Origin of the sequence: Nostoc sp. C052, from assembly GCF_013393905.1 — a bacterium.
In the GTDB taxonomy this organism is placed as follows: Bacteria; Cyanobacteriota; Cyanobacteriia; order Cyanobacteriales; family Nostocaceae; genus Nostoc.
The window spans coordinates 3,568,703-3,581,579 of the sequence record NZ_CP040272.1; the positions used below are offsets into that span (position 1 = coordinate 3,568,703).

A 12,877-nucleotide genomic window follows, 5' to 3' on the forward strand; every position below is an offset into this window, starting at 1 on the left:
GTGCGATCGCTTTCCCATTCTCATACACGATCAACTGCGTCAGCTTTTCTCACTACCCACAGTACGATGTCCTGCATGATGAAGTGCGTTAGCGCAGCCCGCCACAGGCATCGCGATTTCTTACTTGAGTTAGCAAGACTTCAATAACCATCATCTTATAATATAGTCAACCAGCATAAAGCAGAATTTATGAATGCCAAACAGAAAATAATTGAAGAGATAGAAAATGTACCAGAAGAAATTGTATACGAGGTTCTGGACTTTTTACTTTTTTTGAAAGCCAAAGAAGATAAAGAAGATTTAGAAGATGCAAAAGCTGCATTAAAAGAAGCACAAGAGGTTGGTACGATTTCCTTGGGTGAACTCAAAACGGAATTAGGTTTGTGAGTTACGAAGTAGAAATTGCTCCGGCTGCAAAAAGACAGATAAAAAAATTACCCTATGATGTTCAACAAAAAATAGTTGCTAAATTAGAAGAACTTGCTTTTGAGCCTTGTCCCGATGGTGTGAAAAAATTAGAAGGTTCTGATAATTTATATAGAGTCAGATTGGGAAAATATCGAATTATTTACGAAATACAAGATGGTTTATTATTAGTCACGGTGGTCAAAGTAAAGCATCGTAGCGATGTTTATAGATTGTGAACAACTAAAAATCGTGAGCATCCCAAATGTGCAAAAACGCCTTACCGCTTTCGCATTCTCATCGATGATGCAAGTGCGATCGCTAAATTTATGTTTTTATAATACAAATATACTATTGAATAAACAGATTACACATCCCACCAGCTAAATTAGACTTATCACCAAATGCTTTAACGCCCATGCTAGAAAAAACATCTACATTCCAGAAAGCTATAGAAGCAGTAGAAGCATTAGATCCAGAAGCTCAGGCTATTCTTGTAGATATTATCCAAAAGCGCCTCAAGCAACAGCGACGGGATGACTTATTAAAAGAAATCGCGCAAGCAGAGAGTGATTACGCTCAGGGTAATGTCCGGCGTGGTTCAGTTGCAGATTTGATGGCGGAGTTAGATGAGTGAAAATTTTGGTTTGGAGTCCGACCTTTGTTCGTGCTTTTAAGCGTGTAGTCAAGAAAAATCCTGAGTTACGTTCTCAAATTGAGCAAATATTACAACAAATCGCTGAAGATCCATTTCAACTCAGTTTACGTAGTCACAAGCTAAAAGGTGATTCATCGGGTAGATACTCATGTTCAATTGATTATAGTAATCGGATTTTATTTAAATTTGTTACAAATCCTGAATCAGGAGAGGAAGAAATTTTGTTGCTAACTTTAGGTTCCCACGATGACGTTTACTAAATTCAGTATTATTTTTAACTAAGGCAAGCCTAATAATTAGAAAATAAGTACAGATTTTAGATGAACACTCAAATAATAACCCAACTACCAATTCCTCAGCACTTTAACCCCGATCGGGTCGGCGATGTCTGGCGCGTACCTTACCAAGAACGTGCCGCTGAAGCTGAAATCTGGGCAAAACAACACGATATTAAACCAGCATCTTTAGATAAAACTCGTATTTGCTTACTGTTAATTGATGTCCAAAACACCTTCTGTATCCCTGGATTTGAATTATTTGTAGGTGGAAAATCCGGTAATGCGGCGGTGGATGATAACGTCAGATTATGTGAGTTTATCTATCGAAACTTGGGAATAATCACGAAAATTGTACCAACTCTAGATACTCACACAGCAACACAAATCTTCCATCCGATCTTTTGGGTGAACGCTGCCGGAGAACATCCCACTCCAGCAGCTACTAGCATCACACCAGCAGATATCGAACAAGGTATCTGGAAAGTTAACCCAGCAGTTGCTAACAGTGTTACTAATGGGGATTATGAATTATTAGAAAAACACGCTTACCATTACCTTAAAAAACTTAGTCAAGATGGGAAATATCCCCTGACTGTTTGGCCTTATCATTCTATGTTGGGCGGTATCGGTCACGCTCTAGTTTCATCGGTAGAAGAAGCGATATTTTTTCACGGCATTGCGCGTCAGAGTCAAACGCAATTTGAACTCAAAGGTGAAAATCCTTTAACAGAAAACTACTCCATCTTACGTCCAGAGGTGTTAGAAGATTTTGAACAACGTCCACTTGCTCAAAAGAACACGCGCCTGATTAAACAACTTTTAGAATTTGATGTTGTCATTATTGGTGGTCAAGCTAAAAGTCATTGTGTCGCTTGGACAATTGATGATTTATTAACAGAAATTAAACAGGTAGATGCTACCCTGGCGAAAAAAATCTATTTACTAGAAGATAGCACTTCTCCTGTTGTTGTCCCTGGTGTTGTGGACTATACAGAACAGGCAGATGCAGCATTTACAAGGTTTGCAGAGGCAGGAATGCACATCGTCAAATCTAGCGAAAATATAGCATCCTTTTTTTAACGCAAAGGATCGCAAAGGTTTCGCAGAGGAACACAGAGATTTCCTTTGCGTTCCTCTGCGTTTAAAAACAAACCTCATTTCTTCAAATAACCCTTGGGATCTTCTGCTACCCAACCCAGAGATGAGCTAGAACGCACTTCAAAATGGAGATGGGGTTGAGTGGAACTTGGTTTTCCACTAATGCCTACTGTTCCTAGTAAGTCTCCTTTTTTCACTTGCTGACCGACAGTAACTTTAATACTGTCAAGCTGGGCATAGCGGCTTTGGAGTCCGCCACTGTGGTTAATAATGACCAACTTACCATAGGAACCTTGATCGCTGGCAAAGGCTACAGTTCCAGGTGCGATCGCTAACACATTAGTACCAACTGGTGCTAACAAGTCAACACCACTGTGGAAGAAAACTTCACCTGTCGCAGGATTAATTTGCCAGCCGTAAGCTAATCCCACTGTCGCCACTTGTGCTAAAGGATATCCAGATAGCGATGCCCGATTTGGTGTACCTGCATCACTGGGTAAAGGGGATTTAGTTACAACACCATTGGGCGACCAGTTTACCCCCGGAACAAATACGATTCTGGGGTCTGGTTGGCAGCCATTCACCTCAAAAAGGCTATCAGCACGAACTTTGTATTGTGCCGCTACTTGTCGCCAAGTTTCACCGCGAGGTACTTCGACTACAATCCCATTGTAGGGAGGAATTTGAAGCACACTCCCAACGGCTGCAATCCCACCATTCTGCAAAGCTGGATTCATGCCGATAATAGTTGTAGGAATGAGATTGTAGCGCTGCGCTATGCTCTCCAAAGTTTCACCACGAACAACTTTATGGCGTTGGAAGCGAGATAAGGCTGAAATTGGGCAACCACCTACAGCAGCGTTAGCACTCTTCGAGTATGGCAGTATGCTTACTAGGCTCAAGGCGCTAACTAAGCTACAGAGAAATAGTTGACGAAAGAGTAAAGTCATGTATAAAGGTCAATAGCGCATTAACTTTAGATTTTAGATGGGAAGAGTGGGGATTGGGGAGTGGGGACTAGGGGAAACGAGGAGACAAGGAGGACAAGTCTCTTCGTTATCTCCCCCCTCTTCCTTGTCTACCTTGTCTCTTCTCAATCCCCAGTCCCCAATTTTCCATAAATTGATCTGTCCACTTGCCGTTAGCTTGACTACACTTAGAAATTAGCAACTGCATTGCTGTCCTTGAGTAAAAAGATTATGAAGTTATCCTTAAAGCAACTGGCTGTTTATGTGTTTTTACTAGTGATTGGCGGTGGTGCAGGCTTGTTTGGCAGTCACTATCTCCTGCCACAAAATCGATCGTTCCAACAGTTAAAAAATGTAACGATGTCTTCGCCTCCAGAATCAGTAGTTCCGAGTTCTCCGAATGGAGCAACTGGTGCTACTGGGGGCGATAATGTGAATTTTATTGCGACGGCTGTGCAAAAAGTTGGCCCGGCTGTGGTGCGAATTAATGCTACTCGCAAAGTGGCTAATCCTATCTCTGACGCGTTGAAAAATCCCCTCTTGCGACGATTTTTTGGAGAAGATGACCAACCAATTCCTCAAGAACGCATTGAGCGCGGTACCGGATCGGGATTTATTTTGAGCGAAGATGGCGAATTACTCACTAACGCTCATGTGGTAGCAGATACAGATACAGTACAAGTAACTCTCAAGGATGGTCGGAGTTTAGAGGGAAAGGTAGTCGGAGTTGATTCTGTGACAGATGTGGCGGTGGTGAAAATACAAGCGAATGATTTGCCGACGGTAAAATTGGGTAATTCGCAAAACTTGATACCGGGACAATGGGCGATCGCAATTGGCAATCCTCTAGGTTTGGATAATACTGTCACTATGGGTATTATCAGCGCTACCGATCGCACCAGCACTCAAGTTGGTGTCCCAGATAAGCGAGTTAGCTTTATCCAAACTGATGCCGCGATTAATCCTGGTAATTCTGGTGGCCCCTTGTTAAACGCCCAAGGTGAAGTCATTGGTATTAACACTGCCATCCGCGCTGATGCTCAAGGACTTGGTTTCGCTATCCCTATTGAAACCGCCGCCCGCGTTGCCAATGAACTTTTTACCAAAGGGCATGTGGAACATCCCTTTTTGGGTATTGAAATGGCAGACCTTTCTCCCATCAGAAGACAGCAGATTAATCAAGACAATCAACTGAACATTCAGCAGGATGCGGGGATTGTCATTAAAGGCGTAACAGACGATTCTCCAGCCAAGCGTGGAGCATTGCTTCCTGGAGACGTGATTCAAAAAGTTAACGGTAAACCAGTCAAAACCTCAGCCCAAGTTCAGAGGCTAGTAGAGTCCAGCAAAGTTGGGGACATAATAGCGCTCGAAGTCAACCGCAGCGGTAAAATTCAAACCTTGAAAGTAAAATTAGGAGCTTATCCTGAAAGGAAATAATCAATAGTCAATAGTCCCAGAATGTTTGACTATTGACTATTAATTATTGACCATTAGACAAATGCTCTAACTGCATTCTTTGTTCCATCTGGCGCAGAAAATACCCTGTCATCATTGCTGACGCTAGAAGTCCAGCTAAGTTCTCCCGATCTGTCGTGATTTGCACGTTAAAATTTTCTGCCGGGAGCATTCCCACTAGCCCTTGAACATTTTGCGAGATGATTTGTTTAATTTCGGGGCTGGCAGACTGAGCAACCCTAGCTAAAACATCAGGAGACTGATGCTGTAGATACTTGAGTAACTGATTGGGGTATTCCTCAGAGTGGTCGGAAAGAAGTTGATTAGGGTGTTCCTCGGAGTTGTCATTCAAAAAGTCAGGATTAAACACCATTGGCAGTTTTATTTAGCTTAATTGCTAACTCTACTCTAAACCATAGTACAAGAGTAGCGCATTCACCACGGGTATAAGTCAATAGGAATGGGAATGGGGCAATGAAAAGATGCAGAGGGGCAGGGTGCGGGGAGCGGAGGGGAAAATTTTTCTCCCTGCTCTCTTGGTTCTTTCCCACTCAGTACGGGCTAAACCTTAGCTATCCGCTAACAGGACTCCTGAAGGCATTGGGCATTGCTATTCTCTTCTTCAAGATGCTGGAAAAAATAACCGCAGGTAGCTAGACAAAATGGCTTCGCCAACAAATAGAGTGATTACAGATCCTAAAGCCAGAAAAGGGCCAAAGGGCATCTTTTGTCCTAACCTTTGTCGCGATCGCATCATAGCACCGCTACCAATTAACGCTCCCAGCACACAGGCAATAAAACTAGCCAAGAGCAAATATTTCCAGCCTAACCAGGCTCCCATCATCGCTGCTAACTTGGCGTCACCTGCCCCCATTGCAGTTTTACCAAAGGCAATTGAACCCAATAAAGCGATCGCATCAAACAGCCATAAGCCCAATACTGCACCAACTATCGCCATCATCAGGTGATTTACCAATGACACGTAACTAGCCTCTGGTAAAAAACCAACTATCATTTGAAACAAAATTCCTACCACCAAACCCGACTGAGTAAGTGCATTAGGTAGGGTCATTGTATCTAGATCGATGAGCGATAGTGCCAATAACCAACTGCAAAAAGCCCAATAACCTATTGTGAAAGTGGATACTTGAAATACTAAAAAAATCAGCAAAAAAATTATGCCCGTTACCCCTTCTACCACGGGATAACGGACAGAAATTTTGCTTTTGCAATATCGACACCGCCCTTTTAAGTATATCCAGCCAAAAACTGGTACATTGTCGTAAGCTTTTAGCTGGTTTAAGCACTTAGGACAACGAGAAGGCGGCCAAAGAATTGACAACCCAGCAGGTAGCCGATAAACAATAACATTGAGAAAACTACCAATAGATGCACCTAAAGCAAAGACCATTACACTCGCCGGAATGGCGAACAAAATGTCCATACAGTCATTTGTCCTTTGTCATTTGTCCTGTGTCATTTGTCGTTTATCTTTCGTCCTTTGTCCAGAACTAATGATTAATGACCCTTCGGGTTCACCAGTTGCTCATGGGGGAAACCCCCAAGACCGCACTGGCTCACCAATGACTAATGACTAATGACCAATAACTAATACATGTGCGATTCAATTTGACTCAAGGGCACAAAACATTCTTGAGGTAATAGAACTGGTTGGTTAGTAAAAATAACCTTACCTCGATGAGTCATGCGATTAATTGCTACACCGGAGGGTTGCCCAGCTATTTCGGGATGTACTTCACAGTGAGTGTAGTAAATCTGCCCAGCGGCTCTGATTACGGCGGGATCAATCAAAGGTGACTGGTTCTTTGGGGCGGTAAAAGTTGCTTGTCCTTGTCGTAATGCGTACACTATCGACTGTTATTTGATTGCTAGATTTCCCTCTAGTCTACCCGAAACTTTTAGCAAAGGTTGCCAAATTGCCCAGGTTGCACTTTAAAATTCGCAATTCGTAATTCGTAATTCCCTAACGAAGGGGGATTTAGGCATCAAATCTGAGTACAGGAAACCTCTGTAGACGTTTTACGTTGAGAAAATCGCAGTCTTGGCAAAAGTAAAAAACTTTTGCCTACTGCCTGGCATTCATCTTCACCCAATAACTTTAAGGTTGGTCGAGTACTTTAATTAAGGCATCGCCCATAGCGCGGCAACCTAAAAGATTTTTTCCTGGGGAAATTATATCTCCTGTGCGATCGCCTTGTTCTAAAACTTGCAATACGGCTTGTTCGATGCTATCTGCCGCTTTTGGTTGGTCTAAACCGTAGCGTAACATCATCGCCGCACTCAACACTTGTGCTAGAGGATTTGCCTTATCCAGTCCGGCGATATCTGGGGCGGAACCATGAACTGGTTCAAATACACCAGGCCCAGAAGCGCCTAAACTAGCTGACGGTAACATCCCAATACTACCTGTGAGCATGGCAGCAGCATCAGAGAGAATATCGCCAAACAAATTACCTGTAACGATGGTATCGAACTGCTTGGGAGCGCGTACCAACTGCATGGCAGCATTATCTACATATAAATGAGAGAGTTCGATATCTGGATATTCCTGAGAAAGTTGAGTGATGCGATCGCGCCACAACTGAGATACTTCTAATACGTTCGCCTTATCCACCGAACAAAGTTTTCCACCGCGTTTTTTAGCCGCCTCAAAAGCCACCCGTCCAATGCGTTCAATTTCCGATTCGGTGTAAACCATTGTATTTACACCGCGTTTTTCACCAGTTTCCGTAGCAAAAATCCCTTTAGGTTTACCAAAGTAAATCCCGCCAGTGAGTTCACGCACCACCATAATATCCACACCTTCGACAATTTCGCGTTTCAAAGTCGAGGCATCGATTAGCTGGGGCAAAATTTTTGCTGGGCGTAAATTGGCAAATAATCCTAAACCTGCACGTAGTCCTAACAAACCTGCTTCTGGGCGTAAATTAGATGGCAGCGAATCCCACTTATAACCACCAATGGCGGCGAGTAACACAGCATCACTATTACGGCAGGTTTCTAGAGTGGCAGATGGTAGGGGTTCTCCTGTGGCATCAATTGCTGCACCACCAATAAGCGCTTCTTGGAATTCAAACTGAATATCAAATTGCTTCCCTACGACTTTCAGCACATCTACCGCCACTGCCATAATTTCAGGGCCAATGCCATCGCCGGGGAGTAAAGTAATGCGGTAGTTATGTGTCATAGCTGGTTATTACTAGGTAAATGCTTGCAGATTAAATATCATACCGAGCAAGATGTACCGATGGAGTTTTTAATTTATTTAGATGTTTGTTGTCTGAATCGCCCTTTTGATGACCAGACACAAGAACGGATTCGTTTGGAAGCTGAGGCGGTACTGCTGATTTTGGCTAATTGTCAAACAGGTGAATGGCAAATGCTTGTAAGTGATAGCCATTGATAACGAACTTGATAGAAAACGACAGATAAAGCTTTAGACTGCTTCTGTAAGCATCAAAGTAAGTTTAACTGAACAGGTTAAATCCCGTGCGCGAGAACTGAATGAATTAGGGTTTAAGAATTATGATGCTTTGCATATCGCTTGTGCAGAAGTGGGAAATGCGGATATTCTGCTAACCACTGATGATAGGATGTTGCGTTTGGTAGCAAGGTGCAGGAACTTGTTACAAGTAAGAGTAGAAAACCCGCTTCATTGGGTAATGAAGGTGACAGATGATAGACGTGACTAAAATTTCTCAGGCTGAGATTAGGCGACTGGGAATAGAAGCCCTGACTAAGGCTCTGGGCCCTGCGGGAATGGCGCGATTTATGCAGCAATTTGAGATCGGTAGTGGAGATTACACGCGAGATAGGGATCAAATATTAGGAGATATCACTCTTGAGGAAATCTTTGTCAGTATTGAGGAGGGACGACAACAACATAATAGATGTGAGTAAGATGTTCTACCTAAAGTTACAAATATGAAAATGCTAGACGGGATAAAGCAATCAAACTTTGCCCGCCAAATTCATCAACTGTTTGAAGTTCACAAGATAATTGATGTTGTTGGTACTATCAATCTTTATCCACCCTTTTTCATGTAGTTTTTCCATGATTTTGGTGGTTTCTTCAACGCCGATTTCTGTCACCTCTGCTAAATCTTTAAAGGGAACGTTAAAAATTTCTCTTCCTAAGTCTGATTCTTGACCATAGCTTTCGCCTAAAGTCACTAGGGTATGGGCGAGTTTAACTGCTGGTGGTGAAGACCGCATTTGTAAACGCAGGTTAATTTGTCGCAATCGCCGCACCATCAGTTGCAACATCCGGTGATGTAACTGCGGGTCTTTAAACAATATTTGAATAAAACGCTCTCTGGAGATACTAAGCAACTTCACGGGTGAAAGAGCAATGACATCGGTTGAGCGTGGAGATTCATCTAAAATTGCCATTTCTCCGAAAAAATCGCCACGGCCAAAAATTGCCAGAGCTACTGAATCTTCCCCAAGGGTACGCCGGACTTTGACCCAACCAGAAACCACGAAGTAAACTGCGTTACCCCAGGCATCTTCCATCACAACGGCTCGCCCAGATGGGTATTCATGTTCAATTGCAACGTTGAGCAGCCATTCCAAAGTCTGTGGATTGGCTGTACTCATTAAGGGGAAAAGTTCACTAAAAACCTCAGTTAACATGAAATATTTGCAACAAATTGATTTAAGGGCGGGAAACTAACTTTGCTACTATAAGTTTTTTTTAAACCGTAATCTTACTCAGAATACGATCGCAAAATTTGTATTTATTGAAGATGAACCTCTAAGCTCGATCGGTCTAGGATTCTATTACAACATAACAATTATGTATGCGATCGAAATCAGCGTTTTCACTTACAGACCGATGATTTACTATTTGTTGGTAAATTGCTATCTAGTGCGAGTATTTTGATCTGTTGGTCTAAATTTTTCACTAATTGATTCAGGGTAACTAAAGCCTCTAATTGCTGAGAATCAAGGACGGGATTCAGTAAAAGCCGTTCTTGTAGTTCGTGTAACTTGAAGCTTAGTTGCTGAGAAATTCCTAAGGCATCGTGGCTCAAACGGGTCAACTGTTGTTGTTGATAGAATTTTAAGGCTGCTCCCCGCAATACTTGGAGTGTTGCTTCTTCGCCGTAGATTCCCGGCATGACTCGCAAGCGTAATAATAAGCGGTTTTTTTGATATACGTATTCTTTTTCTACCTGTTTTGGTTCTGCAACCGTGGTGATAGGCAGGGATGCAAACCGCTTTAATTCATTCAGTACTCCTTGGAAAACCGAGAGCGGCAGTTCGTCTAATACAGACTGTAAAATTCCATTGTCACTCCACAGTATCCTACCTTCATACGCTTGTCTTTCTAAGTACAGCCGACCAATTCCCCCAACCAAGATTCGCCCCAGTAATTCTTCTAGTAATTTCTTGGGTGGTAGTGTTGGTAACAACTCAATTGGACTCAGTAGTTCGGAAGCTTGTGTGGGCAAAATAGGTAAATTGTTTGGTGGTGTGGCTTCGGAAGTCTCCCCCTGCTGAGTTCTGGAAATAGGAGTCGAGAACGTTGTAGTTTCAGATGATTGCTCTAGCTCTGGAATAGGAGGCAAGTCTACCCGCTGCCCAGAATGTTGACGCTTTGGTGTCTGAAATACCATCAATACTGGTTGCTGATTTGATTCTGAGTTGTCTGTGTCAGCAATGCTTGCTGGGCTATGTGTTGGAGAAAAGTCTTCTGTTGGCTGATGCACAACTTTGGCATCTAGCTGAGATGTATTCTTATGGTTGAGGTAGGCTGATAGGATTCTGCGGTGAGCGTCGGCTGCGATCGCTTCAATCACCATTGTGCAATTGATAGAAGACAAAATGCGACCAACGTAATCTAGTGCCTCGCTATCTTGTGGATAAACCATACCTAGCAAGAGGTTTTTGCCTTCTAATCCAAAGGGTAAAATCTGGTGGTAGAGGCAAGCTTCAAAGGACAAAAGACTATCAATTAGTTGGAATATTCGCTCGCGATCGCCTTTTTCTTCCCACTTCATTTGAGTGGCAGTTAGCATTTGCCATCCATTTGCTGCGGTATCATTTAGTTCACCCTCTGAAGACAACATAGATTTGATGCGTTGGTGTTTAATTATATTCTGCCTTGAATTTAGTAGGTAGTTAATAAAGATACTTTGTTGGATTGTTAAAATTTCAATTATATATACTTAAGTAAACGTAAGTAGAGTATGAATTTTAGATTATAGACTAGGGATAATACTGAGGGCTGGGGATTGAAAAGAGGCAGAGGAGCGGGGTGCGGAGGGGAAAACTTTTCTCCCTTGCTTCTTCCCCAGTCCCCAATCCCCATCTTCGACTACAGCTTACTCTTGGGTTCTTAAACCTTGGGCTGCAAGATAGATTTTTGTCCATTCGCCTAGCACTTGATGGGTTTTGAGTTTTAATTGTTCGGCTATTGCTTCTATTGAGTTACCCGCTTTCCGCAAATCTAGAATCTGCCGCCCTAGAGGGGTCAATTTTTCATCAAGTTGCTGCCATTGGTTTTGCGTTAATCCTAAGTTATGTTCTTGTAAGGAAATTGAGAGCCAGTTATCTACGAGTTCTGGTTTACCTTTGAGGGCAAAAACACGGACAGCGTGGTAACTAATTTTTTCTCGCAGACGGTAAACTTCTTTAGTCTGCTTATTCAGTTTTTGGGCGATCTCTTCTTGGGACTTACCTTGCAGATAGAGTCGCAGCCAATCTACTGCGTCTGTTCCCAGACTTTCTTGTAAATAATTTTCAAATTCTTTTTGTACTGACTGGCGTAGCCCCTGTTGTTCCTCTAGTTGTTGTGTTTCTTGATATTCTGCGATCGCTTGACTATCGACTAAGTTAACTCGATTATCACTATCATCTGTAAGAACTTCTTCTGAAACTAGTCTAATCAAGTCACGGCCAGGCACTTGGGTTAAACCACCGCGCTGAGTGCGACGCAAGTAATTCACAAATCGGTAAGCTAATAGGGGTTGATTGCGTACTGGGCGCAGAGAATATTCTTCTAAACTGGCAAATAGCAGAGCATCACCTAATCGTCTATCGGTTGTATATTTGGCAATATCAGCCATTTGCTGTTGCATCTGGCTATCGCTTTGGAGTAATTCTTGGATTACTTCTTGTAACACATCGATTACACTGCGCTGGCGATCGCGGCTGAGGGAAACCCAAGTCTGAATCTTATTCCGTAATGTTACTAAACTCCCCAATCGCACGATCAAGTTGCGATAAGCACGTTCCCGCCCCAGCCCTAAGTAGCGTTGACGTAAAATCCTCCAGCGATATTCCATCGCTTGCTTGGCGATTTCGAGTTCTTTAGGGTTAAACAAATCAAACCGTTTTGAGTCAGATCCCAATAACCAAAGAATAATGCTTTGTCTAGCAGCTTCATTTTGGTCTGGACATTCCACAGCCAAACGCTTTTGCCAATCTATAGCCAGTTTTTCCACATCCGTTGTCATAGTGAGATTGCATTCCTCGAAACTCAATTTTGAAGTTTGCATCACAACCCCCATTCGTCCCACTTAATTATTTAACTGGCAGCTGCCCCTGATTTCATGAGTTTCATGAAAATAGCTCAGTGATTCTACTTTTATTACGTCTTAGTTCACTAAAATTATGCAGAAATTTCTACATTGATGTTTTATTTTCAATTCACAATATCCAAGACTCTTGTATATCAGGCATTTGGGTTGATTTGGCCAATTTAAACTTTTTGTAAAGTTATGTTTTTTCACTGAGAATAGAAATCTGCCTAGAGTGTTGAAGATACAACCTTTGCACGAGATAGGTCAGGTAAATCTGACATTTTGTAACAGATACAAGGAACGAATCTAATCTAACTCAATGTCAGACGTTATTTCACCCGTATAAGTTTCAACTTTCTCCAATTCATTACGTAGTATAATACTTAGTTAAATCTCAATATAATTAGTGTTTATTGAGGCATTGACTCAGTAAATACCCCAGCCCGTCTGAGAAATTGGCTT

General features: G+C 42.4%; 17 protein-coding genes. 9 read left to right on the forward strand and 8 right to left on the reverse strand.

Features of this window, described 5'->3' with window-relative positions:
• Window positions 1-189: 189 nt before the first annotated feature.
• The 5 genes from FD723_RS14525 to FD723_RS14545 all read left to right on the forward strand — a co-directional run bounded on the left by FD723_RS14525 (window position 190) and on the right by FD723_RS14545 (window position 2,421).
• On the forward strand, window positions 190-387 hold the full coding sequence (locus tag FD723_RS14525) for a DUF2281 domain-containing protein (protein WP_179065931.1): 198 nt from the start codon (window positions 190-192) through the stop codon (window positions 385-387).
• Window positions 384-644 carry a type II toxin-antitoxin system RelE/ParE family toxin gene (locus tag FD723_RS14530; RefSeq protein ID WP_179065932.1) on the forward strand — a complete coding sequence of 87 codons (261 nt, stop codon included), beginning with the start codon at window positions 384-386 and terminating at the stop codon, window positions 642-644. Before FD723_RS14525 ends, FD723_RS14530 begins: the two co-directional genes overlap by 4 nt.
• 179 nt (window positions 645-823) lie before the next feature.
• Window positions 824-1,042: a hypothetical protein gene (locus FD723_RS14535; RefSeq protein WP_118163017.1), complete on the forward strand. Its 219-nt coding sequence runs from the start codon at window positions 824-826 to the stop codon at window positions 1,040-1,042.
• Entirely contained in the window at window positions 1,039-1,323 is a 285-nt protein-coding gene (locus tag FD723_RS14540) for a type II toxin-antitoxin system YoeB family toxin (RefSeq protein ID WP_179065933.1), read from the forward strand. Before FD723_RS14535 ends, FD723_RS14540 begins: the two co-directional genes overlap by 4 nt.
• 60 nt (window positions 1,324-1,383) lie before the next feature.
• Complete coding sequence (locus FD723_RS14545) at window positions 1,384-2,421, forward strand: isochorismatase (RefSeq protein WP_179065934.1); 1,038 nt, start codon at window positions 1,384-1,386, stop codon at window positions 2,419-2,421.
• A 74-nt stretch (window positions 2,422-2,495) separates the two neighbouring features.
• Here FD723_RS14545 and FD723_RS14550 read toward each other — a convergent pair whose 3' ends face one another.
• Window positions 2,496-3,389 carry a M23 family metallopeptidase gene (locus FD723_RS14550; RefSeq protein WP_179065935.1) on the reverse strand — a complete coding sequence of 298 codons (894 nt, stop codon included), beginning with the start codon at window positions 3,387-3,389 and terminating at the stop codon, window positions 2,496-2,498.
• Between the two features lie 249 nt (window positions 3,390-3,638).
• On the opposite strand from FD723_RS14550, the gene FD723_RS14555 reads away from it, so the two are divergent.
• Complete coding sequence (locus FD723_RS14555; protein ID WP_179065936.1) at window positions 3,639-4,847, forward strand: HhoA/HhoB/HtrA family serine endopeptidase; 1,209 nt, start codon at window positions 3,639-3,641, stop codon at window positions 4,845-4,847.
• A 43-nt stretch (window positions 4,848-4,890) separates the two neighbouring features.
• Here FD723_RS14555 and FD723_RS14560 read toward each other — a convergent pair whose 3' ends face one another.
• From FD723_RS14560 to leuB, 4 genes are all read right to left on the reverse strand, one after another.
• Window positions 4,891-5,238: a DUF760 domain-containing protein gene (locus tag FD723_RS14560; RefSeq protein ID WP_094347414.1), complete on the reverse strand. Its 348-nt coding sequence runs from the start codon at window positions 5,236-5,238 to the stop codon at window positions 4,891-4,893.
• 249 nt (window positions 5,239-5,487) lie between these two features.
• Complete coding sequence (locus FD723_RS14565; RefSeq protein WP_179065937.1) at window positions 5,488-6,309, reverse strand: A24 family peptidase; 822 nt, start codon at window positions 6,307-6,309, stop codon at window positions 5,488-5,490.
• Between the two features lie 164 nt (window positions 6,310-6,473).
• Entirely contained in the window at window positions 6,474-6,734 is a 261-nt protein-coding gene (locus tag FD723_RS14570; RefSeq protein ID WP_179065938.1) for a hypothetical protein, read from the reverse strand.
• Between the two features lie 250 nt (window positions 6,735-6,984).
• Window positions 6,985-8,073, reverse strand: a complete 1,089-nt coding sequence (gene leuB, locus FD723_RS14575; protein WP_179065939.1) for a 3-isopropylmalate dehydrogenase — start codon at window positions 8,071-8,073, stop codon at window positions 6,985-6,987.
• Here leuB and FD723_RS42780 point away from each other — a divergent pair.
• From FD723_RS42780 to FD723_RS14585, 3 genes are all read left to right on the forward strand, one after another.
• Window positions 8,065-8,289, forward strand: coding sequence for a hypothetical protein (locus FD723_RS42780; protein ID WP_256875183.1), 225 nt, complete (start codon window positions 8,065-8,067; stop codon window positions 8,287-8,289). The genes leuB and FD723_RS42780 overlap by 9 nt on opposite strands.
• A gap of 97 nt (window positions 8,290-8,386) precedes the next feature.
• Complete coding sequence (locus tag FD723_RS42785) at window positions 8,387-8,578, forward strand: hypothetical protein (protein WP_256875212.1); 192 nt, start codon at window positions 8,387-8,389, stop codon at window positions 8,576-8,578.
• Window positions 8,562-8,786 (forward strand): hypothetical protein, encoded by a 225-nt coding sequence (locus FD723_RS14585; RefSeq protein ID WP_179065940.1) that lies wholly within the window; start codon window positions 8,562-8,564, stop codon window positions 8,784-8,786. Before FD723_RS42785 ends, FD723_RS14585 begins: the two co-directional genes overlap by 17 nt.
• Before the next feature lie 51 nt (window positions 8,787-8,837).
• On the opposite strand, the gene FD723_RS14590 is transcribed toward FD723_RS14585, so the two are convergent.
• The 3 genes from FD723_RS14590 to FD723_RS14600 form a co-directional block, all read right to left on the reverse strand.
• Entirely contained in the window at window positions 8,838-9,521 is a 684-nt protein-coding gene (locus tag FD723_RS14590) for a Crp/Fnr family transcriptional regulator (RefSeq protein ID WP_179065941.1), read from the reverse strand.
• Window positions 9,522-9,709: 188 nt separating this feature from the next.
• Window positions 9,710-10,960: a pilus assembly protein PilB gene (locus tag FD723_RS14595; RefSeq protein ID WP_179065942.1), complete on the reverse strand. Its 1,251-nt coding sequence runs from the start codon at window positions 10,958-10,960 to the stop codon at window positions 9,710-9,712.
• Between the two features lie 255 nt (window positions 10,961-11,215).
• Window positions 11,216-12,403, reverse strand: a complete 1,188-nt coding sequence (locus FD723_RS14600; protein ID WP_179065943.1) for a HetZ-related protein 2 — start codon at window positions 12,401-12,403, stop codon at window positions 11,216-11,218.
• Window positions 12,404-12,877: the final 474 nt, after the last annotated feature.